Raw genomic sequence first — 26,846 nt, forward strand, 5'->3', positions numbered from 1 at the left:
CCTCACAGGAACTCCTCCACGTTGGATTGGCCACCATCGTCGTCCGGCGGTGCGTCCTCGCTGCCGGATTCGGGCGTCGAGTCCGCGGCGTCCGTCTCGCCACCGTCGGGTTCGGCCGCCGCCGCTTCGGGCGCGTCGTCGGCGCCGACTGCCTCGTCGGGACTGCCCGTCAGCGAGTCCGGGTCCTCCGCTACCAGTTCGCGAACGCGGCTCTCGACGGCGTCGGCGACGTTGGCGTCGGCCACTTTCGAGGCCCGGACCGTCTCGTCGATGTCGCGAGCGGCGCCGCTCAGACCTAGTTCCCGGACGCGTTCGGTGACTGCCTCGTCGGGGTCGGCGAAACTCACACTCGTCTCGCGTTCGTCGGCCGCGAGTTCCCGGTGATCGGTGACCCGCGCGACGAGTGCGCCCTCGTCCAGTGCGAACTCCTCGACGCTTGCCGGGGCGATGGGGTCGCCGTCGCCGTCGATACTGACGATGACGACGGCGTCGTCGAGGTCGTGTTGGCCGACGCGACTCCGGACCCGTTCGACGCCCTCCTCGGGCCCCAGTTCCACGTCGACGAAGACGAACTCGCGGGTGTCGAGGCCGCGCCGGGTGATGCGCGTCTCGCCGTCGAAGGTGACGATGTTGTACCCGCGGTCCTCGCGTTCGCTGGCGCTCGCACGCTCGGTCGACCCGCAGTAGGTGACCCACGCGCCCTCGACCTCCCGTTTGCCGGGCTTGTGGTTGTCCCCCAGTAGCAGGGCGTCGAAGTCGACCGAAGATTCGGCGAGTACTTCGGCGGCGTCCCAGTCGCCGTAGTCGAACGGCTGGAACAGGCCGTGGGTCACGAGCGCCGCGTGGTCGGCGTCGTGGGGTTCGAAGTCGTATTCCAGCGCGTCACGCTTCGAGCGCGGCACGAAGTCGAGGCCGTAGAAGGCCGTATCGCCGACGGCGGTCGGCTCGCCGTCCAGCCGCGTCGCAAGCCCCAGCGACGCATAGAGGTCGAGCCACTGCGCGTCTCGCTTCGCCTCGTGGTTGCCCACGACGGCGAGGAACGGGATGTCGGCCTCGGCGAGGTCCTCTAGTACGTCGAGCGTCCCCATGATGTCCGAAAGCGTCGGCCGCCGGTCGTGGAACAGGTCCCCCGCGTGGACGACGGCCGCCACGTCGTCCTCGATGGCGTCGTGGACGACGCGGCGGAAGGCGTCGAGGAAGTCCTGCCGGCGCTCGGGCACGTGGTACTGCTGGTACCCGATGTGTGTGTCGCCGGTGTGTATCACCCGTGTCATCTGTCAGGTCGTATGCCAGCGCCTCCTAAAGAGGTGTCGCGACCGCGGTGAAAGTGGTCACCGACGCGTGAGTGAGGAGCGGTCGGGAGTGTCACTCACCGCGACCGTCACCGTCTGCGGCCGCCCGGAACCGCTCGAAGGCCGCGAGCGCCGTACGCCCCTCCTCGGCGAGCCCACTCACCTCGTGTTCGGCCCGTTCGACGGCGCGTTCGAGCGTGTCGACGCCGACCGTCTCGACGAACGAGGCCGCCGCGTCGACGTCGTCGGTGGCCCGACTTGCTCGCTCGATGACCGTCCGATAGTCCGCTCGGCCCCACCGCTCCGGGGACGTCTCTGTCGGCAGTTCCGGGTCCGCAGACCCGTCGGTCATGCGAGATGCATCGCGAGCCTCACCGTCGGCGAGCGCTGCGAGCGCCGCCTTCACCTGATCGCTCTCGGTCACAGGGCGTCTGGCTTCGCCTTCGGTCAAAAAGGTTCGTCCCGCGAGGCTCCACACGAGAGTTCAAGTACGGTGCCGAGACCACGGCCGGCCATGACCGACGTGGAGACACTCGAAGAGCGGGTTCGGGCCGTCGAACGTGCCGTCACCGACGGCGATCACGGGTTGCCGGCGGTCGAGGACCGCGCGGAACTAGACGCCCGACTGACGGCGGTCGAGGACCGAGTCGACCGACTGGACGAACGCACTGCGGACCTCGAAGCGGCCACGCAGGCACTCCGGGGATACGTCGGCAACGTCCGGTCGGTCAACGAGGACGTCGAACAGCGTGCCGACACCGCACTGGCCGCGACGGACCGCCTCGAACGCCGTCTCGACGACGCACTGGACGACCGCCAGCCGTCGTCGCCGGCCACAGCGCAACAGACAACGGCGACGGGTGCTCCCTCTCGCGGGCGGTGGCAGGCGCCCGAGGCTACACCGAACGAGGGAGACAGCGAGCGGCCCCGTCCGGCGACCGAGGACCCGACGACTCCCGTCGCGAACGGGGACGAGACCGACCAGTCGGCGACGCCGGACAGCGGCGTCCTCGAACGGATACGGGCCCTCCTGTGATACTCCGGGTGGTCCTCGGTGCGGCGCTCACCGCGGCGTTGCTCGCGGTGACGGCGCCCGCACTCTCGACGGCACAGGCCGACGCCGCCGACGCCACCGTCGAGCGGCAACTGTCGGCCCTCTCGGAGCGACTGGAGACGATGGTCGCCACCGACGACGCCACGCTTGGCCGAGGTGCGCGCCGAGTCACAGCGATTCGGCTTCCGGAACGAACCCAGACGAGTGCCGGCGTCAGTTCGCTCCGGTTCCACAGTCGCGAGGGCGTAGGGGTCGCCAGCTGGCGGGTCGGCGACGCGAGCGGCCACAGCGAACGCCTCGTCGGCGTGCCGATACGCCCCGCCGGCGGCTCACTCAAGCTCCGCGAATCCGGGGTTCACCGTCTCGCGTTCGGGTTACGGGTTCGAGACGGTCAGACGGTCGTGACGGTTCGGCGGCTGGCTGGCACCGCCGACAGGTCGGGGAGGGACGGATAGATGCGTCGATGGTTCACGGACGACGCCACAGACGACGAGGCCTGTCGATGTCGTCCGTCGTTCGACGGCGAGACGCTCAGGGTCGCAGCCGACGAGTGTCCCGAGCGCGGGCGACTGGGCGGCTCGCCGGACTGTCGAGCGACGGTAATCGACGCGCTGGGAGGGACAGACGTCGACGCCGTCGTCACGCGAAGCGACGGGCGAGAGCGAGCCTACCTCGACGGCGCGGCCGCGCTGCTCGTCGCGGCGGGGCGTTTCGCCACGCGGGTCGCACCGCTCGACCAGCGACTGGCCGACCGCGCGCGTCGTGAGCCACTGGCGGCCGCGACGGAGGCCACCGGCCGTGCGGGGCAGGTCGCCGACGTCGCCGCGGCGACTGGGTTCGCGCTGGCCGCCGAGCGAGCGAACGCCGACGCCGCGCTCGAACCGTACGTCGGTCCGGCAGTCAGCGACGCCCGTATCGCCGCGAGTCCGCCAGACGACGCGACGCTTCGGGACCGTCGGACCGTCGAGACCGACGCGGTCGTCCGGCGGTACGACACGCCGGCGTCCTCGCTCGACTGCTACCACGTGCGCCCCCGAGAACACGAGTTCGACGCGGCGACGACGGCCACCCTCGCGTCGGCCGTCGAGCGACTGGCGACCGCACCGCTCGACGACCAGCCGACACCGTATCAGGCCGCATCGGCGGTTACCGACGACGGCACCACAGCGGCCGCACTCGGGGCCGTCCTCCGGAAACACACGCGGGGGCTGGGCGTCCTCGAAGACCTGTTTGCCGACCCCCGTGTCTCCGACGTGTTCGCGACGGCACCGGTCGGCGAGACGCGGCTGCGCGTCCGCGTCGACGGCGAGACGATGCGGACGAACGTTCGACTAACCGCTGAGGGCGCACGAACGCTCGCGTCTACGTTCCGCCGTGCGAGCGGACGGGCCTTCTCGCGGGCGAGTCCGACGCTCGACGCGACGACTACTGTCGCGGACCGACAGGTCCGGGTCGCTGGCGTCATGGAACCGATGAGCGACGGCCTCGCCTTTGCCTTTCGGGCCCACGACGAGACACGCTGGCAGCTGGCCGACCTCGTCGCAAACGGGACCGTCTCACCGCGAGTCGCCGGGTTGCTCTCGGTCGCGGTAGAGCGCGGTGCCGCCTGTCTCGTCGCCGGCCCCCGCGGCGCCGGGAAGACCACCACGCTGGGCTCGCTTCTCTGGGAACTCCCGCGGTCGGTCCGAACCGTCGTCATCGAGGACACGCCGGAACTCCCCGTCACGGACCTGCAGTCCGACGGCCGGGACGTCCAGCCGTTGCGAACCGCGAGCGGCGACGGGCCGTCGGTCGACGCGAGCGAGGCATTACGGACCGCGCTTCGACTCGGAGAAGGCGCCCTCGTCGTCGGCGAGGTCCGCGGCGAGGAGGCCAGCGTTCTCTACGAGGCGATGCGGGTCGGCGACGGCGACAGCGCAGTGCTGGGCACGATACACGGCTCGGGCGGGGAGAGCGTGCGCGAACGGCTCGTCTCGGACCTCGGCGTCCCGGAGAGCGCGTTCGCGGCGACGGACCTCCTCGTGACGCTCGCCCCACCGACGGCCGAGGCCGGCCGTGGCGTAGCCGCCGTCGAGGAGGTGCGAGACCACGGCGAGGGCGTGGGGTTCGCGTCGCTGTTCGAACGCGACGGCGAGCGTGCGACAGCCACCGGTCGGCTCGGTCGGGGGAACAGTCACCTGCTCGAATCCCTGTCGCACGCCGGCGAGTCCTACGCGAGCGTGCTCGACACGGTCGAGACGCGAAGCGCTAGCTTCACAGAGCAGGCCAGTCAGTCGCCGAGGACGGAACCCGGGACGACCGAGCGATGACCGAGCGACTGGACTCGGGCGAACTCGCCGAACGGCTGACTGACGCCATCAGCGTCCCGGAGCGCTACCGGAGGGCGACCCACGTACTGGGTGTCGGGTATCGCCCGGAGCGGCTACTCGCCGTGAGCTACGCCGTCGCCGTCGCCTGTTGGCTCCTCGGTCTCACGCTCCTCACGGTCGAGTCCGGGACGCCCGCCGTCGTCGGTGGCACCGCGTGCCTCCTCGTCGCAGTCGGGGCGGGGCTGGCCGGTCGCTACGGTATCCCGCTGGCCGCACAGGCCCGGCGGATACGCGCACTGGGGGCCGCCCCGTCGCTCGTCGTGACGCTGAGTCTGGGGATGACACTGTGGCCGAGTTCCGAACGAGCGACGGCGTTCGCGGCGGCGGCCGCCGACGGCCTCCTGGCCGACCGACTCGACGCACACAGGCGACAGGCGAGCGGCACGCCACGAGACGGGCTCCGGCGGTTCGCCGAGCGGTGGAGCGACGAATTTCCCGCACTGGAAGCGGCGATACACCACGTCCAGCGAGCGGCCGTCGCACCGCCCGACGAGCGGGCGGCCGTACTCGCGACCGCACGGCGGCGGATTCTCGACGGGACCCGCGACGAGATGGCGACGTTCGCCGCCGACCTGCGCGCTCCCGCGACCGGACTGTACGCCTTTGGCGTCTTGCTCCCGCTTGCGATGGTGTCTCTCCTGCCAGCAGCGGCCGCCACGGGCGTCCCGGTGACCGCGCCGCTACTCGTCGTCGCCTACGGGATGGTCCTCCCGGCGGCCCTCGTCGTCGCGAGTGCGTGGCTCCTCGCGCAGCGACCGATCGCGTTCCCGCCGGCAGTGGTACCGCGGAGTCACCCCGACGTGCCGTCGACGCCGGTCCCGGCCCTCACCGCTGGCATGGTGGCCGCCGTCACCGGCTGGCTTGTCGGGGCCCTCGTCGTACCCGGATGGGGGCCGCCAATCGCGGCGCTCGGGGCCGGGACCGGCGCAGCGCTGGTGGTCCACTATCGCCCGGTTCGCGAGGTCCGGGACCACGTCACCGACATCGAGGACGGGCTGCCAGACGCGCTGACGGCTATCGGGCGGCGCGTCGACCGCGGGAAGTCGGTCGAGGCGGCACTAGAGGAGGCGGTCGACGTGACGCCGGCGCCGTTCTGTAACCGTCTCGGCGCGACGCTCCACCGCCAGCGGACGCTCGGCGTCGGCATCGAAGCGGCGTTCTGTGGCGAGTACGGCGCGCTCAGAACAGTCCCGAGTCCGCGTCTCCGGCGCGCGGCGGTGCTACTGGACGCTGCCGCCGATATCGGCCCGCCGGCCGGCGAGACTATCACGACGATGGGGGAGCATCTGGCGGACCTCTCGGCGGTCGAACGGGAGACGCGCCGTGACCTCGCACAGGTCACCGGGACGCTCTCGAACACCGCCGCGCTGTTCGGACCGCTCGTCGGCGGCGCCACCGTGGCGCTCGCGGGGACGATGCAGAGCGGCGGCCCCATCGAAGCCGTCTCGGCGGCCACGCTCGGCCCGGTGGTCGGTTGGTACTGTCTCGTCCTCGCAGCGGTGTTGACCGCGCTCTCGACGGGCCTGCACCGCGGGCTGGACCGAGCACGCGTCGGGTACCGGGTGGGACTGGCGCTCTGTTCGGCGACGGCGACGTACCTCGCGGCCGTCGTGGCGACGGGACTGCTGGTCTGACGCCAGCGTTTAAATCGGAAGGCGGGGGCAGGCCATCCATGTTCGATACGCACGTCGACACGCTGTACGTCTGGGTGGCGCTCGGTACCGTGAGCGTCGCCGTCTTCGGCGTCGTCGTCTCGCTGCCCGCGTCGGCACCGCCGGACGCGACGGCCACCGCCGCGACGGTCGACGAGGTCGCGACCAGTCCAGCGGGGTCGGTCGCCACCCGCGAACTGGACGCTGTGGAGTGGTCCCTGTCGGACCGAGAAATCGGTCTGCGTTCCGATGGAGGAGTCGCTCACGCGACGGTCTTCGAACCGTTCGTCCCCGCGCTCGACGGGCGCCTCGCCGCCGTACTCGAGGGCGGACGGCCGAGTCGGTACTTCGGGTCGCCCACCGGTCTCCGACGGGCGGCCGAGCGAGCACGCACCGCCGACACCGGGTGGCGTCCGGCACCCGAGAGACTGACCGTCAGGCACGTCGCCTGGGGAGGAGTCGATGTCACGCTCGTCGGATAGGGGCGCGACGGAGCCGCTCGCGGCCCTCGTAGCAGTCTTCGCCGTCTCGACCGGACTGGCGCTGTACGCCGGCGTCCTCGACGGCGCGCTGGTGTCCGCGACCGGCGACCGGAACGTCGCGGCGCCGACCGCCGATTCCGTGGAGCAGCGACTGAGTACCGCCGGTGTTGTCGCGCCCGACCGGGTGGCCGACGCTCTCGCTGTGATTCCGACTGGCTACGAGGGAAACGTGACGGTCCGTGCTGGACAGCGCTGGAGCGTGGGACCGTCGCCACCGGTGGACACGGCACGGGCCCGACGGACGGTCAGCGTCCGAGTCGCCCCGGCAGCGGTCCGGCGTGGGACACTACGGGTGAGCGTGTGGTGACGGGTCGTGCCACCAGTACCGTCGTCGACGTGACGGTGTTCCTGTTGCTGGTCGGCGCCGCCGCGACGGCCGTCGTCGGCGCCGTCACCGTGGACCCGCCGGAGGCGGCGAACCCAGCCGCCGACTCGGCCGAACTGCTCGCGACGAGTACCGCGAGTGTCGAGTACGCGCTCGATTCGCCGGGTCGGCCGCCCGAGTGGACGGCCAACGCCACCGCCCGCCACCGGCGGACGGCCCACGGGACTATCGCCGAACTGCTCGCAGAATCGGCGATGAGCGGCGTCACCGTACACGGCGAGCGACTGTCGACGGCGGGCAGGGGGTTCGAACGAGCGGTCGCGAACACGACGCGGGAGCGACTGTCAGAATCGGGTCGGCAGACCTCGGTTCGCGTTCGCTGGGACCCGTACCCCGGCGCGCCGGTCCGTGCGACGACCCGAGTCGGTGAACAGCCGCCTCCCTCGGCCGACGTGCGGACGGCGACGGTCAGCGTCGCGAGTCCGATGGCGAACGCGACCAGCCGAGCGCGACGGGGGGCGCACGAGGCCGGTTACCTCGGCGTCGCGGTCGTGGTCGCGTCGACTGTCGTCGAGGGGCTTTTTCCTCCCTCACAAGCCCGCTTGGCCCTCCGCGGGGATTATCCCGGCGACCGGCTGATGGCGGCGCGATACCGACGGATGGCACGCCTCACCGACGCGGACGGATTGCAACTCGACTCGGAGTCGGCGTCGGACCTGAACGCTCGACTGACGGTGCAGCTCGCCGGCGATTTGGCGGCCGATATGCGACAGCGCTTTGACACGCCGGCCGCCGCGGCCCGGGCAGTACACACCGAGCGCGTCCGCGTCACAGTCAGGACGTGGTCGGCGTGATTGACGACACGCGCGGCCGGGTGCCGTTCGCGCTGCTGGGCGTCCTGTTGCTGGTGAGTAGCCTGACGCTCGCACCGACGCTTCGGCCGGCGCCCGCACCGCGCGATACGGCCGTCGAGCGCACGCTCGACCGCGCGACGGCGGAGACACAGACGGCGATGCGCGACGCCGTGTCGAGGGCCGGACAGCGGGCGTCGACGGATCCGGTGCTCGAACCGGCGAACACCTCCGTCGGGCGAGCCCTGAACGACTCTCGGCCGTTCCGGGACGCCCTCCGCCTGCGGATCTATCTGCAGGTCCGTGACCGTCTCCGCCGCGTCGGGGCGACGAGCGAAGGCGTCGAGGCGACGGCGAGCGTGCCGGCAGTCGAGACGACCGCGGAGTACCGGGAGGCGATAGAACGCGTCTCCATCGCACGGGCCGGCCCGAACGGCACCGCGCTCAGAGCGACCGTCGAGAACGTGACGCTGACGGTTCGGCGCGGCGACCGAGTGGTCACCCGTCGTACCGTCTCGCCGACCGTCGTCGTCGCGACGCCAGTCCTCACACTCCACGAGCAGGTCCAGACCTACGAGCGGCGCGTGAACAACGGGTTGGACAAGCCGGGGCTGAGCCAGCGGTTGACGGCCAGACTCTACCCCATCGTGTGGGCACGTGGCTACGCCCAGTACGGCGGCGTGCCGATAGAGAACGTTCTCGCGAACAGACACGTCAGTCTCGCGACCAACGGCGCGCTACTGGGCGTTCAGCGGTCGACGTTCGGGCGCAGCGACCCGGACGGCCGACGGTCGCTCACGGAGGCGACGGCGATGGTCGGCGTCGAGGACGTCATCACGGGCAGCAACAACACCGCCCTCGCACAGGAAGTCCTCAAGCGGACGGCGTATCGCCCCGCGAGCGAGGACATCAGTACGGGCGGGGCCTCCGGCGACCATCCGCGTGCGAACGAGACGATGCGTATCGGGGTCAACGAGACGGCCGACGACGCCTTCCACTCGGTCGCAGCACCCGAAGCGCTCGGGCGGACGACGGCCACAGCGTACACCGTCGACGTGCGACTGGTCACGGACAGTCGGCGGGTGAGCGGCGGTCGACCGCCGCGACCACCCTCGCCGGGTGAGAACTGGACGCTCGTCCGCGAACAGACGACCGACAGCACCGACGCGGTCGGCGCGGTCGACCCGCGGCCGAGCGTGCCGGACGGGTGGCACGAACTCGATAGCTTCGGCCGGACCGTGGAGGTGGAGTACACGCGGGTGGCCCTCTGGGAGAACGGAAGCGAGCGGCGGTCGACGGCGTCGAGTCGGACCGAGCGCCGTCGGGTGACCGTCACACTCGTCGGGCGTCACGAGAGCGACTCCGGCGCGCCGGACGAGCGAATCCGGACGGCCCACGACCGCGAGGGAAGCCCGGTGAGTGGGCCGAATCTGGCCGACGTCGAACCGCGGGCCGAGCGGGGACTGGTCGGCCGTGCTGGCGGCCGGGATGCGGTCGCGGAACGCGCCGCGGAGGGTCGTCTTCGGACGCCGACTGTGAGTGTAACGGGGAAGCGACCGGACTCGCTCAGACCGTGGGTGTACCGCGACCTCAGACGGTTGCGAGAGCGCGTCCGGGCGACGAACGTGACCGTCGAGCGCGGGGCCGTCGGCACGTTCGAGACGAACCCGGCTCGCGAACTCCGACGGAAACTCGCCGACCGGCGGGCGGCCCTCGTCGACGCGCCCGACACCTACGACAGCGCCGCACAGAAGGCCCGCGTCGCGGCCCGTATCGCCTACCTCGACGCGGTGGACGACCGACTCGCTGTCCGGGCACAGCGGCGCGGTTCGGCCCGGGAAGGCGTCGACAGACAGTTACGGAACCGGACCGGGGGATCGCTCGTCGACCTCCGGAAGAGCCTGACCGCCCGCGACACACAGATACCGCGCTCGCGCCCGGTGCCGACCGGCCCGGCCGGTCCGCTTCGGACGCGGGTCGACGCGCGGCCACAGTATCTCACGCTGGCCTCGGTGTCGGAGGAGTCCCACCCCGCAATCGAGGGCAGCGAACACCCGCTCGTCGCCCGGAACGTCAACGTGTTCACCGCCCCCTACGGCGACGCGGCCGCCGTGGTGACCGACAGTGCAATGGCGTCGGGGGACAGAACGCGTCTCGCGACGGCGGCGACGACGCTGGCCGCGGCGAACGCGACGGCCAACAGAACGTCGAACGCGACGCTCGACAGCCACCGGCGCCGATTACGGTATCGTGTCGAACAGGCAAACAGTCACGTCGCCGCCGAACTCGCGGGGACAGTCAGCGAGGAGACCGACGCCGACAGCGCGGCGAGTCGGACGATCGTCGAGGCTGCGCTTCGGCGCTGGGACACGCCCGCCGCGCGTGGGCAGGCACTGGCAGACGGGTCGGCAGCGAGGCGCATCGCCACAGTCGCCGCCGACCGACGGGGCCTCTCGGCAGTCGAACGCGACTGGCTCTGGATGCGACTGCGGAGCACCACCGACGACGCCCTCGCTCGACCGATAGCCCGACCGAAGACGCCCGTCGTCAACCAGACGGCCTCGACGGTTCGAACCGTGGCGCGCGACCAGTTGCGCCAGCGAATCGAAAGCGCCGGGCGGCGCCGGGCAGAGCAGCTGGCAAAACGCCGTCTCGGGACGAAGACGCTGCCGGCGGGTCTCCCGCTTGTGCCGCCGTGGCAGTGGGTCGCGACGACGAACAGCTGGTGGGTGACCGTCGAGGGCGAGTACGCCCGCTTTGCGGTGACCGCGAGCCACGGCCCGCCGACGACGCCGGGGGCAACGACGACGTACGCCCGCGACGGCGAGCGGGTCTATCTCGACGTGGACGAAGACGGGGACGCGGAACTGCTCGGGCAGAGTACGCGGCTCTCCTTTCGAGCGCATACGGGCGTCGTAATCGTCGTCCCGCCACGGCCGCGCGGTGTCGGGGACAAGGACGGCGTCGCCGTCGAGGAATCGGCGGGGTGGCCCACCGCCGGGGCGTCCGGAGAGTGACAGCGACTAATACCCCCCGTGCGTACCGGTGTCCATGCTCAGAGCGGAGTTCCCCGACGCAGGAACGCAGTCACCCGAGTCGCTGCTGGCCGCCTACGAGTCGGTCCTGGCCGAGACGGTCGAGACAGTCGGCGTCGACGCCGTCGTCGAGGCGACCGGCCTCGACCGAGAGACGGTCGAAGCGGTGGCGGCCGGCGAGGCGGCCGACCTCACGCTCTCGGACGCGGCGGCCGTCCTCGCGACGGACCCGGATCGGCCCGACGCCGACGCGATTCAGGCGGAGGCACAGGACATCCTCCTGATGGGGATGACGACGGCCGTGATGGACGTCGAGGCGCTGGCTTCGGGCATCGGCGACGAGATGGAGCCAAAGGAGATACAGCAGAAGATAGAGGGGCGCTATCCGATGACGATGGCCGAGTACGCCGTCCTCCACAGCTACATCGAGAGTCAGCAGCGATGACCGCACGCGTCGCGATACTCGGGTGTGGCTACGTCGGCCTCGAACTCGGGCGACAGCTACGGGCCGACCACGACGTCGTGGGCGTCCGTCGCTCCGACCCGGGCGTAGCCGCCATCGAAGACGCGGGCTTCGAGGCCGTACAGGCCGACGTTACCGACGCCGACGCGCTCTCGGCCGTCCCGGACGTCGACTGGGTCGTGTTCGCGGCCAGTTCCGGCGGCCGCGGGGCCGAGGCGGCCCGCGAGGTGTACGTCGACGGTCTTCGGACGGCCATCGACCACTTCTGGGACCGCGGCGACGCGCCGGATCGGTTGGTCTACACGTCCAGTACTGGTGTCTACGGCGACCACGACGGCGGCTGGGTGGACGAGGAGACGCCGCTGGACCCGCAGACGGAGAAGACGGAGGTGCTGGCCGAGGCCGAGCGCATCGCCCGCGAGCGGCCGGTCGAGTACGGCGGCCACGGCACCGTCGCTCGCTTTGCCGGCCTCTATGGCCCGGACCGCTATCGGCTCGAACGGTATCTAGAGGGCCCGGTAACGGCGGGCTACCTCAACATGGTCCACCGCGACGACGCGGCGGGGGCCGTTCGGTTCCTGCTTGAGGAGAACCACCGCGAGGACGTCGTCCTCGTCGTCGACGACGAACCAGTCGAGAAGTGGGCGTTCGCTGATTGGCTGGCCGAGCAGTGCGACGTCCCGTTCCCGCCAAAACAGACCAAGGCCGAGCGATTGGCGGACGCCGACCTCTCGTCGACGGCGACGCGCCGCATCCAGACGAGCAAGCGGTGTTCGAACGACCTGCTTCGGTCGCTGGGGTACGAGTTCGCGTATCCGACGTTTCGGGAGGGGTATCGGGACGCTATACGGGAGTTTACGGCACCTTAATCGCGGGGGGAACCTTCTTATCGTATCCGGCAGCATCTACGCCTATGTCACAGGTGGCTGCCGGGGACCTCGCGACACAGGCCGAACGGGTCACCGCCTACGCCATCGAGAACCCGACGATAGTCGTCGCGGCTCTGCTCGCCCTGCTCGTCGTCTCGGGCCTCGCCGTCGCCGTCTACCGCTATCTCACGCGGACGCCGGCCGACCGACTCATGTCGGTGCTCGGCCGGTACGACGAGGTCGCGGTGCTGATGCATCCGAACCCCGACCCCGACGCGATGTCCTCGGCGCTCGCCGTCTCCCAACTGGCGTCGGCGGTGGACACCGAGACGACGCTCTGTTATCCGGGTGAGATTCGCCGGCCGGAGAACCGAGCCTTCGAGACGGTGCTCGACCTCGACTTCGAGCGCATCGAGACCGCCGGCGACATCGCCGCCGACCACGTCGTGTTGGTCGATCACAACGAGGCGCGGGGGTTTCCGGGGGCGAGCGATATCGACCCCGTCGCCGTCGTCGACCACCATCCTGGCGGCGGCACGGGGCGGCAGTTCACCGACGTCAGAACCCATACCGGGGCGTGTGCGACCATCTTCGCCGAGTACTTTCAGGCGCGTGACTGGGGGTTCTACGACGTCGACACGGCGCTGACAGACGGCGGCGTCGAGACGGCCGAGGTCCCGGAAGACGCGCTCCCGAGTCACGTCGCGACCGGCCTCATCTACGGCATCCAATCGGACACGCGGTCGCTGACCAACGGGTGTTCCTCGGACGACTTCGCCGCGGCGGCGTACCTCTACGAGGGCATCGACCCCGACCTGCTCAACCGCATCGCCAATCCGCAGATCGACGCCGAGGTACTGGACGTGAAGGCCCGCGCCATCACCGAGCGCGTCGTGGACCCGCCGTTCGCGTACAGCGACGTCGGCGAGGTGTCGAACACGGACGCCATCCCGCAGGCCGCCGACGAACTGGAGACCCTAGAGGGCATCTCGGCCGTCGTCGTCGTGGGCGAGAGCGACGGGACGCTCCGCATCGCCGGTCGGTCCCGCGACGACCGGGTCCACATCGGCCGAGCCATCGAGTCCGTCGTCGAGTCGATTCCGATGGGAGAGGGCGGCGGCCACGCGCGGATGGGTGGGGGACAGATCCCCGTCGAGTACATGGCCGGCATCGGCCCCAGCGACGGTATCACGCGCGATGACCTGCGAGAGCACGTGTTCGACGCGATGGCCGGCGAGCGCTGAATCTCGGTCCTTTTGTCCGGTCGGGACGAAGCGCGGGTATGGCAACACGGGAGGCGACATGGGCGTACCGGGACGACCACGACGACTTCGCGCGCACCTTCTACCGCCGGTTCGGCGACGGCGTCGTCTCCAGCATCGGCGTCGGTACGTATCTGGGCGACCCGACCGACGAACGCGACGACGCCTACCACGACGCCATCGTCACCGCGCTGGACGGGGGCGTCAACGTCCTCGATACGGCCATCAACTACCGCCACCAGCGCTCCGAACGCGTCGTCGGGCGGGCGCTTGCCGACGCGGACGTCGACCGCGAGGCCGTCGTCGTGGCGACGAAGGGCGGGTTCGTCCCATTCGACGGGGAGCGACCCGAGAACCCGGGTGCGTACGTCCAGTCGGAGTACGTCGACACGGGCATCGTCGACGCCGACGCCCTCGTCAGCGGCCAGCACTGCATCGCGCCGGAGTTCCTCTCCGACCAGTTGGACCGGTCGCTCGACAACCTCGGACTGGACACCGTCGACCTCTACTACGTCCACAACCCCGAGACGCAACTGGCCGAGCACAGCCGCGCAGAAGTGTACGACCAACTAGAGGCCGCCTTCGAGCGACTGGAGGAACGAGCGGCGGCCGGCGACCTGAAACACTACGGGGTGGCGACGTGGGAGGCGTTTCGCGTCCCCGAGAGTCACGACAGCTATCTCTCGCTACCGGAAGTCGTCGAGCGGGCACGGTCGGCCGCGAAGTCGGCCGGAAACACGGCGACGCACTTCCGGGCCATCCAGCTACCGTTCAACGTGTTCATGGCCGACGCGTTCAGCGTCGCGGCCCACGACGGCGCGGACGGCCCGCAGTCGGCGCTGTGGTTCGCTCACGAGGCCGGTCTCGACGTGTTCACGAGCGCGTCTATCATGCAGGGACGACTGGCAGAGGAGATGCCCGAGAGCGTCGAGGGGAAACTCGACGGCGAGACCCGCGCCCAGCGAGCGCTCAACTTCGCGCGGAGCGCCCCCGGCGTGACCTGTTCGCTCGTCGGGACGGGGTCCGCAGAACACGCCGAGGAGAACGTCGACGCCGGGCGGTACGAGCCGCTGGGTGCGGAAGCGTTCGACGCAGTGTTCGAGTAAGTGCGAGACGAGTCCGGCCCGGCAGCCCGCCGCTTGGGTGTCAGCCGAGTTCTTTCCACTCTGTCCCACAGTCGGGACAGACCCGAACCTTGCCGACCTGGTCCGGGTCGTTGTCCGTCGACAGTGGCTCGTCACACGCCGTACACGAGAGTCGACCGTAGCCGTCTTTCTCGACGTCACCCGCACGCAGGGCCTTCCTGACCGAGTCCATACGACTAGCTCTGACAGCCGTGGATAAAAAGACCGTGGCGATTCGGAACAATCTTCGGGGCGAGCGACGACTGTCCGGTGTGTCTCGACGGTCAGTGTTCGGCTCGTTGCTCGGGTTGGTCTTTCTCATCAACCTCTCGCGCGTGGTGTTCGCGCCGTTGCTCGAACCCATCCGGGTCGCGACGGGTGCGAGTAGTGCGACGCTGGGGCTACTGGCGACGCTCGTCTGGGCCGGGAGTGCGGTGACGCGGCTCCCGACCGGCTTCCTGTTGACCCGAGTGAGCCGGGCACAGGCCGTCTTCGGCTCCGGCGTCGTCTTGACGGTGGGGGCGGCCTTTACCGCGCTGACCTCGGACCCGACGCTGTTGCTCGTCGGGGCGTTCACGATGGGACTCGCAAGCGGCGTCTACATCATCGCCGCGAACACGCTCATCAGCGAACTGTACCCCGACGCGCCGGGCCGCGTCCTCGGCCAGCACGGCGTCGCCAGCCAACTCGCCGCCGTCGCCGCACCGGCGCTCGTCTCCGCGGCGCTCGTCGTCGGGAACTGGCGCGTGACGCTACAGGCGATAGCCGTCGCCGCGGCGGTGATGACCGTCGTGTTCACGCTGATCGCCCGCCGGACGGCGTTCCCCGAGGCCGGCAGCGAGGACAGGGACGTGCTGGGGGCGGTACTGGCACAGTGGCCGATCGTCCTCACCGCGGTAGCGACGCTGGGCTTTACGACGATGGTGTGGAACGGACTGTTCAACTTCTACGTCACGTACCTCGACAGTATCGGCCTCACGAAGGCGACTGGACGGACGCTCCTGCAGGTCACGTTCGGTGCGGGCGTGCCGGCGTTCTACGTCAGCGGACGGCTGGCCGACCGGTTGCCGACGCTCCCGTACATCCTCGTCATCGTCGCAGCCTTCACTGGCTGTATCCTCGTCCTTCCGATAGTTCGGGGGTTCTGGCCGCTGGTGGCCTTCAGCGCCGTCACGGGCTACGTCATCCACAGTAGCTTCCCCGCCGTCGATACGTACCTGCTCGGGTCGCTCCCGGACCGCCACCGCGCCAGCGCGTACGCGGCCTACGGCGCGGGCATGATGATGATACAGGCCCCCGGGAGCGTCATCTTCGGGTTCCTGCTGGACGCTGGCGTCGCCTTCCCGACCATCTTCGAGTGGATGGGCGCCGGACTGGTCGTCCTCTTGCTCGCGCTCCTGACGCTGCACTTCAGCGGCCGGTTGCCGAGGACGGCCGCCGCCTGAGCCCGGAAACGCTGAAGCCGCTGGGGGCCGCGCACCCGATATGGACCTGACTGCCGACGACCTCGCTGGCGTCGTCGACCTCTTCGGTGCGCTCACTCGGACGGAACTCGGACGGGCGTGTTCTGAACTCGCGTTCAAAGCGGGCGAGGACGTCGAAGCCGACGCGTTCGCCGGGGACATCGAGGAAGCGCTCACGTCGTACCACCTGCTTTCGGTCGCCGACCACGACGAGCGTCCCGCCGACGAACTCCTCGTCGTCGGTCCCGCGGCGTTCCCGTCGTTGCCAGAAGGGGCCGGGGACCTCCCACACATCATGGACGTCCCCGACCGAACACTCGCCGACGAGACCGTGGCTCGTGCCGCAGAATCGCAGTTCCGCGAGGACGCCGTACAGGCGGTACAGGCCGGTGACGAGGACCGCATCGCGTCGCTGCTGGACGCGAGCTACGACCTCGAAGCGTGGGGGGCGGTCGAACTAGACGCGGCCCGGGACCGACTCGACGACGCCTGACTGGGAGGACCCGACCGAGTTAAGGACGTACACACCTTCGGTTCGGTATGGACTTCGACCGGCTAAGGGCACACGACGCTGTCGTCGTCGACGACGAGGAGCGCGAGGCAGCCGTGGTCGTGCCGGTCGTTACTCGCCCCGAAGGGGAGGGCATCCTGTTCACGAAACGGGCCGATCACCTGCCAGACCACCCCGGGCAGATGTCGTTCCCCGGCGGGGGGTACGAACCCGAAGACGACGACCTGCTCCGGACGGCACTCCGGGAGGCCAACGAGGAAATCGGTCTCGACCCGCAGGCCGCTCACGTGGTCGGGCGTCTCGACGACATCCGGACCGTCTCGCACTACTCCGTGCGCCCGTTCGTGGCGCGCATCCCCGACCGGGAGTACACCCCAAGCGACGAGGAGGTCGCCGAGGTGGTCGTCCTCCCCGTCTCCGAACTCACCGACCTCGACAACTACGAGTCCGAACACCGCGACCATCCATACTACGGCGAGATACGCCTGCACTTCTTTTACGTCGACGGCTACACCGTCTGGGGGGCCACGGCGCGGATGCTCGTCCAGTTGCTCGAACTGGCGACTGACTGGGAGATGCCACCCGAACCCGACCGGTACGCGGGCCCGGACGACGAGTTCCCCGAGTCGGTACGGGACCAGATTCGCTGAGAACGACAGGGCTTTCCTCACCGAGACGAATCCACTGACGAATGACGACACTCGCGACCGGGACGCTGGCCGACGTTGGCATCGACGCAGTAGCGCTCAAGCCGGCCGAAGTCGACCCGGCGCGGGCCGTCGACCTCGACGTCGAGACCCTCGCCGTCGACTACGAGGGCCGCGAGCACGTCCCCGACTGCGAGACGCTGGCGACGCTGACCGACCACGCCGAGGTCCGACTGACGACGCCGGTGCGGGCCGACGGGTACGACCCGCTGGGCGACGACTCGGCGCTGGATGCCGTCCCCGAGGCCGTCGACCGCGTCCTCGTGGCCGGCCACGGTGCCTACCTCACGGCGACGGAGGCCGAGCGAGCGGTCGCACCGCGGCTCCGGGCGGCTGCGGCCGACGCCACGGACCCATGGGTGGGAACCGAAGGCATCGAACGCCTCGCGATGGCCGTCGGCGGGACGCAGTACGAACTGCTCTCGCGCTCGACCGATAGAGACCTCCGGGCGCTCAGGGCCGCCGGGTTCGACGGCGAGGTGGCGGTGTACGCACCGCTGGTCCTCACCGGCGACGACGACGCGGTACTGGACGCCGTGGGCGACTACGCCGCCCGACGACGACCGGTTCGGGAGGCCCTCCCGGACGACGCGCGAACCGACAGCGCGGCGACTGGCCGGGCCCGCGACGTGCTCCGACAGGCCGTTGGGGACTACGCGCTCGTCGGCCGCCCGGAGACGGTAGCCGACCGGACCGACCAGTTGCGGGACGCTGGCGCCGACACCGTCGTCGGGTACCCGGCCCGCGGCCTCGGCCCGCTCCTCGGATAGATGCGGGTCGCCGTCGTCGGCGGTGGCTGTGTCGGACTCACCGTCGCCGGTGACCTCGCCGACCGTGGCGCGGCGGTGGCGCTCTACGAACGTGACGAACTGGGTAGCGGTGCGACGGGTCGCGCAGCGGGCATCTGCTACGACGCCTTCGCAGGGTCGGTGGACGCCGCCGTCGCCGCCCGGGCACTCGACCGCTACCGCGAGTGGGATCTGCTGACGCCGTGTCCGTACGTCTGGGCTGCCCGCGAGGACGGCGACGCGACGGCGATTCGCCAGCAGGTCCGCGAGATGCAGGCCCACGGACGAGACGTGACCGAACTGTCGCCCGAAGCGCTCGCAGAACGGTATCCGCATCTCGATACGTCTACCGTCACCGCCGCCGGCATCGCCCACTCGGCCGGGACGCTTGACCCCGATGCGGTCGTGACCGAACTGGCGGCACGCGCCCGGTCGGCCGGCGTGACCATCCTGACCGAGACGCCCGCTACCCTCGCCGACCCGAAGACTGTCGAAACGAGCGACGGGCGCGAACGGTTCGACGCCGTGGTCGTCGCCGGCGGGTCAGCGGCAAAACCGCTGGTTGCCGACGTGGGCGTCTCGCTCGCTCTGAAGACTTACCGGGCACAGGCGCTCGTCACGACCCCGGTCGACGCCGGCCTCCCGTCGTTCTACGACGCGACCGAGGAGTTCTACTGGCGCCCGAAGGGCGAGCGAATCATCGTCGGGAACGGCGCCCACGCCGCCGACCCGGACGACTGGACCGCCGACGCCGACCCCGAGTTCGTCGAGTCGGCGCTGGCGAAGTTCGACGAAGCGACCACGCTCTCACCGGCCGTCGCTCGCTCGTGGGCCGGTCTCTGTACGGCGACGCCCGACCGGGACCCACTGGTCGGGCACGTCGCAGACGGCCTCTACGTCGCCGCTGGGTGGCAGGGTCACGGCCTGATGCGAGCGCCGGCGCTGGGCGAGTTCCTCGCCGAACGGGTGCTCGATGCGGACCCGACCCTGTCCGTCCCGCTCGGCCCTCGCGTCGACCCGACGCGGTTCGACGGCGACGAGTCGTTCGACCCGCTGGGCGACCCAACCGCCGACTGGTGACGTATGCGTCGTAAAACGGCGAAAACAGCGCGCGGTGTCGGTTACTCTTCGATCTCGTCGTCGGCCGCTGTCTCGGACTGCGGGATGCGGACCTGCAGGGTCCCGTCGTGTTTCAGCGTCGCCGTCGCGGTCTCGGCGTCGACGACGGCGTCCTCGGGGAGCGTCACCGACCCGTCGAGCGCCAGTCCGCGGCCGGGATAGCGCATCTCGAAGCCGTCGTGGAAGTCCCGGAAGCGGTCGATGCGGACCTCGACGCGGTCGTCGACGTACCGGACCTGCACGTCACTCGCGGTTGCACCGGGGGCGTCGAAGACGACCAGATAGGCGTCCTCGGACTCAAGCAAGTCCGCCGGCAGCGGCTTGTTCTCCTGAACCCGACCGGCGGCCCGACCGATGTTCTCGAAGATAGCGTTGCCGATAGACTCCCCGATGCCGCGAATCATAGCTCCACGGCCTCCAGCGTGTCGGCCTCGCCACAGTACGGACAGGTGAAGTCCCCGACGCCGGTGTCGTCGGGCATATCGTAGGTGTAGTGCAGCTCGAACATATCGAGCGTGCAGTCGTCGTCGGTACAGACGACCTCCAGAGTGGCTGGCATGGTCGTTGGTTGGTTCGTGAGGCTCAAACCGCTTTCGGAGGCGGAACCGGCGCTGTACCCGTCCGAACATTGATTATCTCCCGTGGAGAGGGGACAGGCATGGGTTCCGGTGTTCTGGGCGTGGACTTCAGCGGAGCGAGCGCGGCCGGGGACGCGTTGTGGGTGACTGAAGCCACACAGACTGCAGCAGGGATGTGCATCGACGCGTGCTATCGTGCGACAGCCGAGTGGGGGCGTGACCGCGAGAGCGCACACGCCGGCCTCGTCGAACGAATCCGGGACGACGACGTCGGGACGGTCGGACTGGACTTTCCCTTTAGCCTCCCGCAATCCCTGCTCGACGCCCAGTGTGGCGGCCACTGGCGCGGTTTCCTCGAGTGGGTCTGTAGTGACAGTGGGCCGGCGAGTTCCGACGGCTTCTCGGAAGCGTGTCGCCACACCGCCGAGATGACCGCCGGGAAACGCGATATTCGACGGGAGACGGACGCCCGGCGCGCGGCGCTCTGTCCGTACACGAACCGGGTCCGGAGCATGACCTACCACGGCGCCCGAGACGTCCTCGGCCGCCTCGCCGACGACCCCGACACCGCCGTCGCGCCGATGCAGGGCCACGACGCCGAGACGGTGGTCTGTGAGGTGTACCCCGCGGCTACCTTCGGGTGGCTTGGCTGTTACCGCGAGGGGTACAAGACCACCGACGGGGCCCGGGCCCGACGTGAGACCAACGTCGAGGCCGTCGCGGCCTGTAGCGTCGACCTCGGCGACCACCGGGAGACGTACCACCGGAACCACGACGCGCTCGACTCGCTGGCCGCCGCCGTCTCCGCCGGCCGGGTCGCCGACGGCGCTCGGCCGACGCCGGTCGGCACCGTCGAGGAAGGCACCATCTACGTGTAGCCCAAGGGCCATATTTCTGTGCGGATCCGGTACGCCGTCTATGACCGACGAACACGGGGGGTTCGAGGGGATCCGCGAGAACGTCGACGGGCACCCGACGGTGGGCCTCGTCGCCTACGCGACACCGTACTGGGCCGACGACTGAGTGATATCGGCGAACGACGTATCAGCCCAGCGCCCGAGTCGGGGCTATGGACGGCGAACCGTCGTCGCTGGGTCGGCTTCGGACGCTCGCACACCTGCTCGACGAGAGCGTCCGCGTTCCGGGCGTCGGCGTCCACGTCGGCCTCGACCCGTTGTTGGGCCTGCTTCCGGTGGCGGGCGACGTCGTGACCGGACTCTGCTCGCTGTACATCGTCCTCGAAGCAGGCAGACTCGGCGTCTCCCGACGAGCGCTGGCCCGGATGCTCCTGAACGTCGCGCTGGACGTGGGCATCGGTGCGGTTCCGGTCGTGGGCGACCTCTTCGACGCCATCTGGAAGGCGAACGTCAGGAACGTCGACCTCGCTGTGGCCGACCTCGAACGGCAGGGATAGCGGCCCGAAACCGTCGGCCGACGAGCGTTCGACTACTGGGCCAGCGCCTCGTTGACGGTGTACAGCAACGCGCCGTACTTGTCGCCGTGGAAGTCCCACATCGTCATGCCGCCGAAGTCGTTGTCGAGGACGTACTCGGCTTTCAGCGCCACCGAACGCATGTTGTCGTAGCTGACGAACTCGCGGTCGTTCTCGGAGTAGAGGTACGGCGCGGCCGCGTCGTCGTGCCAGTAGTACTCGTAGTCGTTGTCGGCGTTGACGTTGTACTCGATGTCCCAGAAGTCGTAGGTCCCCTGCTCCTCGGCGGGGAAGGTGCCGTCCGGAACGCCGTCGAAGGGCTGGTCGAACCCGCGGTTCGCGGGGTCGACGCCGGTGTAGCCGCGGCCGAACGTCGCGAAGGTCAGGTTCAGTTTGGCCGGGTCGATAGGGCGGGCCTTCCACGCGTCCATCGCGTTCGCGGTGTAGTACTGGAAGTCCGGCACGCTGTCCGGGAACGGGTTGTACAGCGGCGCGCCGAACCCGGTGTACTCGTCCCACGGCCCGGCGAAATCGTAGCAGACGACGTTGACCCGGTCGACGGCGTCGGCCAACTCCGCGACGACCAGTTCCTCGGCGAAGTTCGGGTTGATGGCGGCCGAGAGGCTGAGTTCGTAGGACTTGCCGTCCTCCTCGCCAGCGGCGTCGAGTTGTCGCCGGACCTCCTGAACGAGCAGGGTGAACTGGCGGATGTCACCGTCGCGGGTGTACTGGTCGGCGTCCTCGCCACTGGGGTAACGCCAGTCGAGGTCGAGACCGTCGAAGTCGTACTCGCGCAGGATCTCGATGGCGGTGCGAGCAAAGCGGGCGCGGCGAGCGCTGTCGACCGTCACCTTCGAGTAGTACTGAGAGGCGAAGAACCCGCCGATGGAGAGGACCAGCTTCGTGTCGGGGTGGTCCTTCTTGCGGGCCTGGAACGCCGCGAGGTTGCGCGTGTCGGCGAACCGGTCGGCGTAGCCCACGCTCCCGTCCTCTTCGACGGCGAGGTAGGCGTACTGGAGATGCGTGATCTGGTCCAGCGGAACCGCACCCGGCATGTAGTCACGTTCGTAGCGGGACCACGCCGGGTAGATGCCGACGACGGACTTCCCCGGCGGCGGCGTGTTCTTGACACCGCGTACCGCGTGAATCGAGCCACTACGTGCGCCGCGTGCGCCCCCGGACAGACCGATGGCGGCCGTCGCACCGAGCGCCCCCAAGAAGCCTCTGCGTGATAACGTGGATTTCATAATCGTACCAATATATACGCAAATCCAATATATATTTGTTGTGACTGGTTACGTTCCTGTAATCATGTCAACTTTCGCCGACACGACGTGGCCGACCAGACACCGTTTTAGGCGTCGAGCGTCAATCCGCGCCCATGACTGTAGACCCCGAGACGCTCGACGTGACCATCGTCGACGGCTACGTCGACGAACCCGCACACTTCGGGGTGCCGCCCTACATCTCGACGTACCCGCGGTACGCCGCCGGTGCGATGGTCGACGCCGGCGTCCCCCGCGAGCAGATCACCTACCACACCATCGACGAACTCCGCGAGGACCGCCACCTGTGGCGCGACGTCGAGGAGGCCGACCTCATGGTGTACGTCGGCGGGATGACCGTCCCCGGGAAGTACGTCGGCGGGACACCGGCAGAACCTGACGAGGTGCGGAAACTGGCGTGGACGGCCGACGGTACCTCCGTCATCGGCGGCCCCGTCCGCTTTGGCGTGGGCGAGGCAAACGAAGGCGCCAGCGAAACGGCGCGCGACGACTTAGACTTCGACTTCCTCGCGATGGCCGACGTCGAGGCGGCCGTCTACGACCTCGTCGACTCCGGCCTCGAAGGGTTCGAGAACCGCTACCGCTCCGTCGAGGAGGAGACGCGATGGGCCCGGTCGGGCGCGTTCGTCGTCGAACAGCACCCCAACCACCCGGCGTACCTCATCTGCGAGATGGAGACCTCTCGGGGCTGTCCGTACCGCTGTTCGTTCTGCACGGAACCGATGTACGGCAATCCGGACTTCCGGCCGCCCGAGAGCGTCGTCGACGAGGTGGACGCGCTCTCGGACCGCGGAGTGAAGCACTTCCGTCTCGGTCGGCAGGCCGACATCCTCGCCTACGGCGGCGACGGCGAGGCGCCGAACCCCGACGCGCTCCGTCGCCTCTACGGCGGCATCCGCGAGGTGGCGCCGGACTTAGAGACGCTCCACCTCGACAACATGAACCCCATCACCATCGTCAAGTGGCCCGAGAAGGCACGCGAGGGGATACGCATCATCGCCGAGCACAACACGCCCGGCGACACCGCCGCGTTCGGCCTCGAGTCGGCCGACCCCGCCGTCCAGAGCGACAACAACCTCAACGTCACCGCCGACGAGTGTTTCGAGGCAGTGAAGATAGTCAACGAAGTGGGCGGATTCCGTCCCGGCGGCGACAGGGACTCCGCGCCGAACTTCGGTGACGACGCCGCGCGACGCCTGCCGAAACTCCTACCGGGCATCAACCTCGTCCACGGCCTGAAAGGCGAAACGCGGGAGACGTTCGAACACAACAAGCGGTTCCTCCAGCGCGTCTACGACGAGGGCCTGATGCTCCGCCGCGTGAACATCCGGCAGGTGATGGCCTTCGAGGGGACGGACATGGCCGACACCGGCGCAGAGATAGCGAAAGACCACAAACAACTGTTCAAACAGTACAAGCGGGAGGTCCGCGAGGAGATTGACAACCCGATGCTCCAGCGCGTCGCGCCGCCGGGTACGGTGCTGCCGGACGTCCATCTGGAGTACCATCAGGACGGCAAGACGTTCGGCCGGCAACTCGGCACCTACCCGTTGCTGGTCGGACTGCCGGGCGAGCGAGAACTCGGACAGACGATTGACGTCGCCATCACCGACCACGGCTACCGGTCGGTGACCGGCGTCCCCTACCCACTCGACGTCAACAGCGCCTCGATGGACGAACTGTCGACGATTCCCGGCGTCGGGAAGAGTCGTGCCGGGGACATCCTCGTAGGCCGACCTTACGAATCCGAGACGGAGGTCGGTGAGGACCTCTCGCCGTTCGTCACGGCCCAGTCCCACGGCGGAGCCGGCTGACGGCCCGTCGAACACACATTAGCACCTCTCTAGGGACTTAACACGGTGTTGGTGGGTCAGCGTGCGTTCGAACGAACAGAAGGTACTTTTGGCTCCCTCGCTCAGTGGACACCAATGAACGACGTCGAGGTGAGCGTCGTCCTCCCCGCCTACAACGAGGAGGACACCATCGAGCGGACCGTCTCAGTCACGCTGGAGACGCTCGCCGCCTTTCTCCCCGAAGATGCGTTCGAGGTCATCGTCGCCGAGGACGGCTGTGCGGACCGGACGCCGGAGATAGCGACCCGACTCGCCGACGAAGACGACCGTGTCCGACACATCCACTCCGACAGACGCCTCGGTCGCGGGGGCGCACTGGAGTACGCCTTCGACCGGGCCGATGGCCAGACGCTGGTGTACTTCGACACCGACCTCGCGACGGACATGCGCCACCTCGAAGAACTCGTCGAGAGCGTCCGCTCTGGCGAGTACGACGTGGCGACGGGGTCACGCTGGATGCCCGAAAACCGGGCGGACCGCCCGGCGAAACGTGGCATCCCGAGCATCGGCTACAACACGCTGGTCCGAGGAGTGTTGCGCTCGGACCTCAAGGACCACCAGTGCGGCTTCAAGGCGTTCGACCGACAGGCCTTCGAAGCGCTCGCACCGTCCGTCCAGGACGAACACTGGTTCTGGGACACGGAGATGCTCGTCAAGGCCCAGCGGCGCGGGTTCAGCGTCAAGGAGTTCGCCGTCGACTGGGAACCGAAGGGCGACTCGAAGGTCGACATCGTCCGGGACGTCTTCGGGATGGGGAGCCAGATTCTTCGGACCGGCTGGGAGCTGTCGGTTCGTCCGCGAATCACCCGCCGCGTGTCGCTCGGCGCCGGGACGGCGCTGGTCGTGGTGGCGCTCCTCCTGATGACCCAGTACCTGAACCCCCGGACGGTCCTGGACGAGATGGCCGGTGCGGACCCCGCCCTCGTCGGAGCCAGTGCCGTCGTCTACGCGCTCTCGTGGCCGCTCCGTGGCGCGCGGTACCGTGACATCCTGCAGTCGATGGGCTTTCGCGAGCGCTGGGACTTCCTCACGGGCGCGGTGTTCATCAGCCAGACCGGGAACCTCGTGTTCCCGGCGCGGGCGGGCGACGCCGTGCGTGCCTACGTCGTGAAGGCCCGCCGCTCGATTCCGTACCCGACGGGCTTTGCCTCGCTGGCCGTCGAGCGCGTCTTCGACCTGCTGACCATCACGCTACTGGCCGGCGTCGTGCTGATGGGACTCGCGGCGACGGGGTCGGCCGACACGCTGGTCGGCGCGGTCACCGGCGACGTGGCGGGCGGTGACGCCGCCGCGAGCGGGCAGACGGCTATCGCCGTCGCCGCGTTCGTCGGTGTGGCTGCTATCGGCTCCGTCGTCGCCATCGTCGCCAGCGCCCACTCCGACCGGAACCTCGTCCGCCGGACGGTCGGCCGCCTGAGCGACGACTCCTACGCCGACTACGTTGCGGGCGTCGTCGAGCGATTCGTCGGCGACGTACAGACGGTGGCCGGCGACGGCCGCTCGTTCGCCCGCGTCGGCCTCGCGAGTCTCGCCATCTGGGCGCTGGACGTGGTGACGGCACTGCTCGTCTTCGCCGCCTTCGGCTACCCGCTGACTCCCTCGCTGGTCGCCGTCGGCTTCTTCGCCGTCAGCGTCGGCAACCTCGCGAAGGTGCTCCCGCTCACGCCCGGCGGCGTCGGCCTCTACGAAGGCGCGTTCACCGTCATCGTCGTGCCGCTGACACCCGCCGGTATCGGCGTCGCGACGGCGCTCTCGGTCGCCATCGTCGACCACGCCGTGAAGAACGCCGTCACCATCGTCGGCGGCGTCACCTCGATGGCGTGGCTCAACGTCTCGCTGACGAAAGCCGTCGAGGAGTCCCGGACCGCCGCCGACGCCGAACCCGAGGCGACCGACTGACCGCCGACGCGCCGCCGTGACGCTGTTCGACCGCACGTCTCCAGCGAAGCGTCGTGACAGTTCGAGTCGTATTTCGTATCAACGTATGTCGAACCGGTGCCGAAACCGTGGAACGAAACGTCGGCGGGTACGACCGCATCGGTCGCCTCCTGTTCGGCCCGGTCTCGCTGGTCGTCGGAGCCGCGATACGTCTGGGTGTCGTCAGTCTCGACGCCGGGCGATTGGCCATCGTTGCGGGATCATCGCCGCCGCTGTCGGGCCCGTCTTCCTCCCCACAGCGGGACTACGCTGGCGTCCGATAAACGCCCTCGCGGGGTTCGACACCGACGAGGGCCGGAAGACGACTGGCCGCTCGGGCGACGAGTTGGGGAC

The 26,846-nt window shown here is 69.4% G+C and carries 27 protein-coding genes and 1 pseudogene; 22 read left to right on the forward strand and 6 right to left on the reverse strand.

Annotation, left to right across the window (positions count from 1 at the left end):
- Positions 1–2: 2 nt before the first annotated feature.
- A complete protein-coding gene (gene mre11, locus NDI85_RS06265; RefSeq protein ID WP_188993681.1) occupies positions 3–1,274 on the reverse strand; it encodes a DNA double-strand break repair protein Mre11 in 1,272 nt (423 codons plus the stop codon).
- A gap of 91 nt (positions 1,275–1,365) precedes the next feature.
- Positions 1,366–1,716, reverse strand: coding sequence for a hypothetical protein (locus NDI85_RS06270; protein ID WP_166968667.1), 351 nt, complete (start codon positions 1,714–1,716; stop codon positions 1,366–1,368).
- 90 nt (positions 1,717–1,806) lie between these two features.
- Between NDI85_RS06270 and NDI85_RS06275 the strand changes: the two genes are divergently transcribed.
- Genes NDI85_RS06275 through NDI85_RS06330 form a run of 12 tightly spaced genes read left to right on the forward strand, consistent with a single transcriptional unit; the run spans position 1,807 to position 14,820 of the window.
- On the forward strand, positions 1,807–2,328 hold the full coding sequence (locus NDI85_RS06275) for a hypothetical protein (protein ID WP_310915275.1): 522 nt from the start codon (positions 1,807–1,809) through the stop codon (positions 2,326–2,328).
- Positions 2,325–2,801 (forward strand): hypothetical protein, encoded by a 477-nt coding sequence (locus NDI85_RS06280; RefSeq protein ID WP_188993676.1) that lies wholly within the window; start codon positions 2,325–2,327, stop codon positions 2,799–2,801. Before NDI85_RS06275 ends, NDI85_RS06280 begins: the two co-directional genes overlap by 4 nt.
- Complete coding sequence (locus NDI85_RS06285) at positions 2,802–4,655, forward strand: ATPase, T2SS/T4P/T4SS family (protein ID WP_310915276.1); 1,854 nt, start codon at positions 2,802–2,804, stop codon at positions 4,653–4,655. It begins immediately after the preceding gene.
- On the forward strand, positions 4,652–6,349 hold the full coding sequence (locus NDI85_RS06290) for a type II secretion system protein (protein WP_310915277.1): 1,698 nt from the start codon (positions 4,652–4,654) through the stop codon (positions 6,347–6,349). Before NDI85_RS06285 ends, NDI85_RS06290 begins: the two co-directional genes overlap by 4 nt.
- 38 nt (positions 6,350–6,387) lie before the next feature.
- Positions 6,388–6,849 carry a hypothetical protein gene (locus tag NDI85_RS06295; protein WP_310915278.1) on the forward strand — a complete coding sequence of 154 codons (462 nt, stop codon included), beginning with the start codon at positions 6,388–6,390 and terminating at the stop codon, positions 6,847–6,849.
- Positions 6,830–7,216 (forward strand): hypothetical protein, encoded by a 387-nt coding sequence (locus NDI85_RS06300; protein WP_188993668.1) that lies wholly within the window; start codon positions 6,830–6,832, stop codon positions 7,214–7,216. Before NDI85_RS06295 ends, NDI85_RS06300 begins: the two co-directional genes overlap by 20 nt.
- Entirely contained in the window at positions 7,213–8,088 is an 876-nt protein-coding gene (locus tag NDI85_RS06305; RefSeq protein WP_310915279.1) for a hypothetical protein, read from the forward strand. The genes NDI85_RS06300 and NDI85_RS06305 overlap by 4 nt, the downstream gene beginning before the upstream one ends.
- Positions 8,085–11,102, forward strand: a complete 3,018-nt coding sequence (locus tag NDI85_RS06310; RefSeq protein ID WP_310915280.1) for a hypothetical protein — start codon at positions 8,085–8,087, stop codon at positions 11,100–11,102. The genes NDI85_RS06305 and NDI85_RS06310 overlap by 4 nt, the downstream gene beginning before the upstream one ends.
- Before the next feature lie 34 nt (positions 11,103–11,136).
- Positions 11,137–11,565 carry a DUF5791 family protein gene (locus tag NDI85_RS06315; RefSeq protein ID WP_188993662.1) on the forward strand — a complete coding sequence of 143 codons (429 nt, stop codon included), beginning with the start codon at positions 11,137–11,139 and terminating at the stop codon, positions 11,563–11,565.
- Positions 11,562–12,452: an SDR family oxidoreductase gene (locus NDI85_RS06320; protein ID WP_310915281.1), complete on the forward strand. Its 891-nt coding sequence runs from the start codon at positions 11,562–11,564 to the stop codon at positions 12,450–12,452. The genes NDI85_RS06315 and NDI85_RS06320 overlap by 4 nt, the downstream gene beginning before the upstream one ends.
- Positions 12,453–12,496: 44 nt before the next feature.
- Complete coding sequence (locus NDI85_RS06325; RefSeq protein ID WP_188993658.1) at positions 12,497–13,696, forward strand: bifunctional oligoribonuclease/PAP phosphatase NrnA; 1,200 nt, start codon at positions 12,497–12,499, stop codon at positions 13,694–13,696.
- 38 nt (positions 13,697–13,734) lie between these two features.
- Complete coding sequence (locus tag NDI85_RS06330) at positions 13,735–14,820, forward strand: aldo/keto reductase (protein WP_310915282.1); 1,086 nt, start codon at positions 13,735–13,737, stop codon at positions 14,818–14,820.
- A 40-nt stretch (positions 14,821–14,860) separates the two neighbouring features.
- On the opposite strand, the gene NDI85_RS06335 is transcribed toward NDI85_RS06330, so the two are convergent.
- On the reverse strand, positions 14,861–15,031 hold the full coding sequence (locus NDI85_RS06335; RefSeq protein ID WP_188993654.1) for an HVO_0758 family zinc finger protein: 171 nt from the start codon (positions 15,029–15,031) through the stop codon (positions 14,861–14,863).
- A 115-nt stretch (positions 15,032–15,146) separates the two neighbouring features.
- Between NDI85_RS06335 and NDI85_RS06340 the strand changes: the two genes are divergently transcribed.
- The 5 genes from NDI85_RS06340 to NDI85_RS06360 are packed head-to-tail and all read left to right on the forward strand — an operon-like array spanning position 15,147 to position 19,387.
- Positions 15,147–16,283, forward strand: a complete 1,137-nt coding sequence (locus NDI85_RS06340; RefSeq protein WP_310915530.1) for an MFS transporter — start codon at positions 15,147–15,149, stop codon at positions 16,281–16,283.
- Between the two features lie 40 nt (positions 16,284–16,323).
- Positions 16,324–16,794, forward strand: coding sequence for a hypothetical protein (locus NDI85_RS06345; RefSeq protein ID WP_188993652.1), 471 nt, complete (start codon positions 16,324–16,326; stop codon positions 16,792–16,794).
- A gap of 47 nt (positions 16,795–16,841) precedes the next feature.
- Entirely contained in the window at positions 16,842–17,462 is a 621-nt protein-coding gene (locus NDI85_RS06350) for a CoA pyrophosphatase (protein WP_166968641.1), read from the forward strand.
- A 41-nt stretch (positions 17,463–17,503) separates the two neighbouring features.
- The gene (locus tag NDI85_RS06355; RefSeq protein WP_188993650.1) at positions 17,504–18,289 is read left to right on the forward strand and encodes a luciferase; all 786 of its coding nucleotides are present in this window, start codon (positions 17,504–17,506) and stop codon (positions 18,287–18,289) included.
- The gene (locus tag NDI85_RS06360; RefSeq protein ID WP_310915283.1) at positions 18,290–19,387 is read left to right on the forward strand and encodes an FAD-dependent oxidoreductase; all 1,098 of its coding nucleotides are present in this window, start codon (positions 18,290–18,292) and stop codon (positions 19,385–19,387) included.
- 53 nt (positions 19,388–19,440) lie between these two features.
- Here NDI85_RS06360 and NDI85_RS06365 read toward each other — a convergent pair.
- Both NDI85_RS06365 and NDI85_RS06370 read right to left on the reverse strand, forming a co-directional pair.
- Positions 19,441–19,830 (reverse strand): annotated as a pseudogene (locus NDI85_RS06365) (Hsp20/alpha crystallin family protein); the annotation flags it as partial.
- A complete protein-coding gene (locus NDI85_RS06370; RefSeq protein ID WP_166968633.1) occupies positions 19,827–19,985 on the reverse strand; it encodes a hypothetical protein in 159 nt (52 codons plus the stop codon). The gene NDI85_RS06370 and the pseudogene NDI85_RS06365, both read right to left, overlap by 4 nt.
- A 99-nt stretch (positions 19,986–20,084) precedes the next feature.
- On the opposite strand from NDI85_RS06370, the gene NDI85_RS06375 reads away from it, so the two are divergent.
- Both NDI85_RS06375 and NDI85_RS06380 read left to right on the forward strand, forming a co-directional pair.
- Positions 20,085–20,882 carry a DUF429 domain-containing protein gene (locus tag NDI85_RS06375; protein WP_310915285.1) on the forward strand — a complete coding sequence of 266 codons (798 nt, stop codon included), beginning with the start codon at positions 20,085–20,087 and terminating at the stop codon, positions 20,880–20,882.
- A gap of 191 nt (positions 20,883–21,073) precedes the next feature.
- Positions 21,074–21,418 (forward strand): DUF4112 domain-containing protein, encoded by a 345-nt coding sequence (locus tag NDI85_RS06380; RefSeq protein ID WP_188993642.1) that lies wholly within the window; start codon positions 21,074–21,076, stop codon positions 21,416–21,418.
- A 32-nt stretch (positions 21,419–21,450) separates the two neighbouring features.
- Here the strand turns inward: NDI85_RS06380 and NDI85_RS06385 are convergent, their stop codons facing one another.
- Positions 21,451–22,683: a glycoside hydrolase family 18 protein gene (locus NDI85_RS06385; RefSeq protein WP_188993640.1), complete on the reverse strand. Its 1,233-nt coding sequence runs from the start codon at positions 22,681–22,683 to the stop codon at positions 21,451–21,453.
- Positions 22,684–22,817: 134 nt separating this feature from the next.
- Between NDI85_RS06385 and NDI85_RS06390 the strand changes: the two genes are divergently transcribed.
- The 3 genes from NDI85_RS06390 to NDI85_RS06400 all read left to right on the forward strand — a co-directional run bounded on the left by NDI85_RS06390 (position 22,818) and on the right by NDI85_RS06400 (position 26,776).
- Positions 22,818–24,536 (forward strand): radical SAM protein, encoded by a 1,719-nt coding sequence (locus NDI85_RS06390; protein ID WP_310915286.1) that lies wholly within the window; start codon positions 22,818–22,820, stop codon positions 24,534–24,536.
- A gap of 114 nt (positions 24,537–24,650) precedes the next feature.
- Positions 24,651–26,474, forward strand: a complete 1,824-nt coding sequence (locus NDI85_RS06395; protein WP_310915287.1) for a flippase-like domain-containing protein — start codon at positions 24,651–24,653, stop codon at positions 26,472–26,474.
- A 107-nt stretch (positions 26,475–26,581) separates the two neighbouring features.
- A complete protein-coding gene (locus NDI85_RS06400; protein ID WP_310915288.1) occupies positions 26,582–26,776 on the forward strand; it encodes a hypothetical protein in 195 nt (64 codons plus the stop codon).
- Positions 26,777–26,846: the final 70 nt, after the last annotated feature.

This window comes from Haloarcula sp. S1AR25-4 (assembly GCF_031624555.1).
Taxonomy (GTDB): domain Archaea; phylum Halobacteriota; class Halobacteria; order Halobacteriales; family Haloarculaceae; genus Haloarcula; species Haloarcula pellucida.

Coding starts and splice junctions, on each gene's coding strand:
- NDI85_RS06320 (WP_310915281.1), top strand. CDS start 11,562: ATGACCGCACGCGTCGCGATACTCGGGTGTGGCTACGTCGGCCTCGAA.
- NDI85_RS06395 (WP_310915287.1), top strand. CDS start 24,651: ATGAACGACGTCGAGGTGAGCGTCGTCCTCCCCGCCTACAACGAGGAG.
- NDI85_RS06325 (WP_188993658.1), top strand. CDS start 12,497: ATGTCACAGGTGGCTGCCGGGGACCTCGCGACACAGGCCGAACGGGTC.
- NDI85_RS06315 (WP_188993662.1), top strand. CDS start 11,137: ATGCTCAGAGCGGAGTTCCCCGACGCAGGAACGCAGTCACCCGAGTCG.
- NDI85_RS06375 (WP_310915285.1), top strand. CDS start 20,085: ATGGGTTCCGGTGTTCTGGGCGTGGACTTCAGCGGAGCGAGCGCGGCC.
- NDI85_RS06370 (WP_166968633.1), bottom strand. CDS start 19,985: ATGCCAGCCACTCTGGAGGTCGTCTGTACCGACGACGACTGCACGCTC.
- NDI85_RS06335 (WP_188993654.1), bottom strand. CDS start 15,031: ATGGACTCGGTCAGGAAGGCCCTGCGTGCGGGTGACGTCGAGAAAGAC.
- NDI85_RS06295 (WP_310915278.1), top strand. CDS start 6,388: ATGTTCGATACGCACGTCGACACGCTGTACGTCTGGGTGGCGCTCGGT.
- NDI85_RS06285 (WP_310915276.1), top strand. CDS start 2,802: ATGCGTCGATGGTTCACGGACGACGCCACAGACGACGAGGCCTGTCGA.
- NDI85_RS06345 (WP_188993652.1), top strand. CDS start 16,324: ATGGACCTGACTGCCGACGACCTCGCTGGCGTCGTCGACCTCTTCGGT.
- NDI85_RS06330 (WP_310915282.1), top strand. CDS start 13,735: ATGGCAACACGGGAGGCGACATGGGCGTACCGGGACGACCACGACGAC.
- NDI85_RS06355 (WP_188993650.1), top strand. CDS start 17,504: ATGACGACACTCGCGACCGGGACGCTGGCCGACGTTGGCATCGACGCA.
- NDI85_RS06300 (WP_188993668.1), top strand. CDS start 6,830: ATGTCACGCTCGTCGGATAGGGGCGCGACGGAGCCGCTCGCGGCCCTC.
- NDI85_RS06380 (WP_188993642.1), top strand. CDS start 21,074: ATGGACGGCGAACCGTCGTCGCTGGGTCGGCTTCGGACGCTCGCACAC.
- NDI85_RS06290 (WP_310915277.1), top strand. CDS start 4,652: ATGACCGAGCGACTGGACTCGGGCGAACTCGCCGAACGGCTGACTGAC.
- NDI85_RS06360 (WP_310915283.1), top strand. CDS start 18,290: ATGCGGGTCGCCGTCGTCGGCGGTGGCTGTGTCGGACTCACCGTCGCC.
- NDI85_RS06350 (WP_166968641.1), top strand. CDS start 16,842: ATGGACTTCGACCGGCTAAGGGCACACGACGCTGTCGTCGTCGACGAC.
- NDI85_RS06385 (WP_188993640.1), bottom strand. CDS start 22,683: ATGAAATCCACGTTATCACGCAGAGGCTTCTTGGGGGCGCTCGGTGCG.
- mre11 (WP_188993681.1), bottom strand. CDS start 1,274: ATGACACGGGTGATACACACCGGCGACACACACATCGGGTACCAGCAG.
- NDI85_RS06390 (WP_310915286.1), top strand. CDS start 22,818: ATGACTGTAGACCCCGAGACGCTCGACGTGACCATCGTCGACGGCTAC.
- NDI85_RS06275 (WP_310915275.1), top strand. CDS start 1,807: ATGACCGACGTGGAGACACTCGAAGAGCGGGTTCGGGCCGTCGAACGT.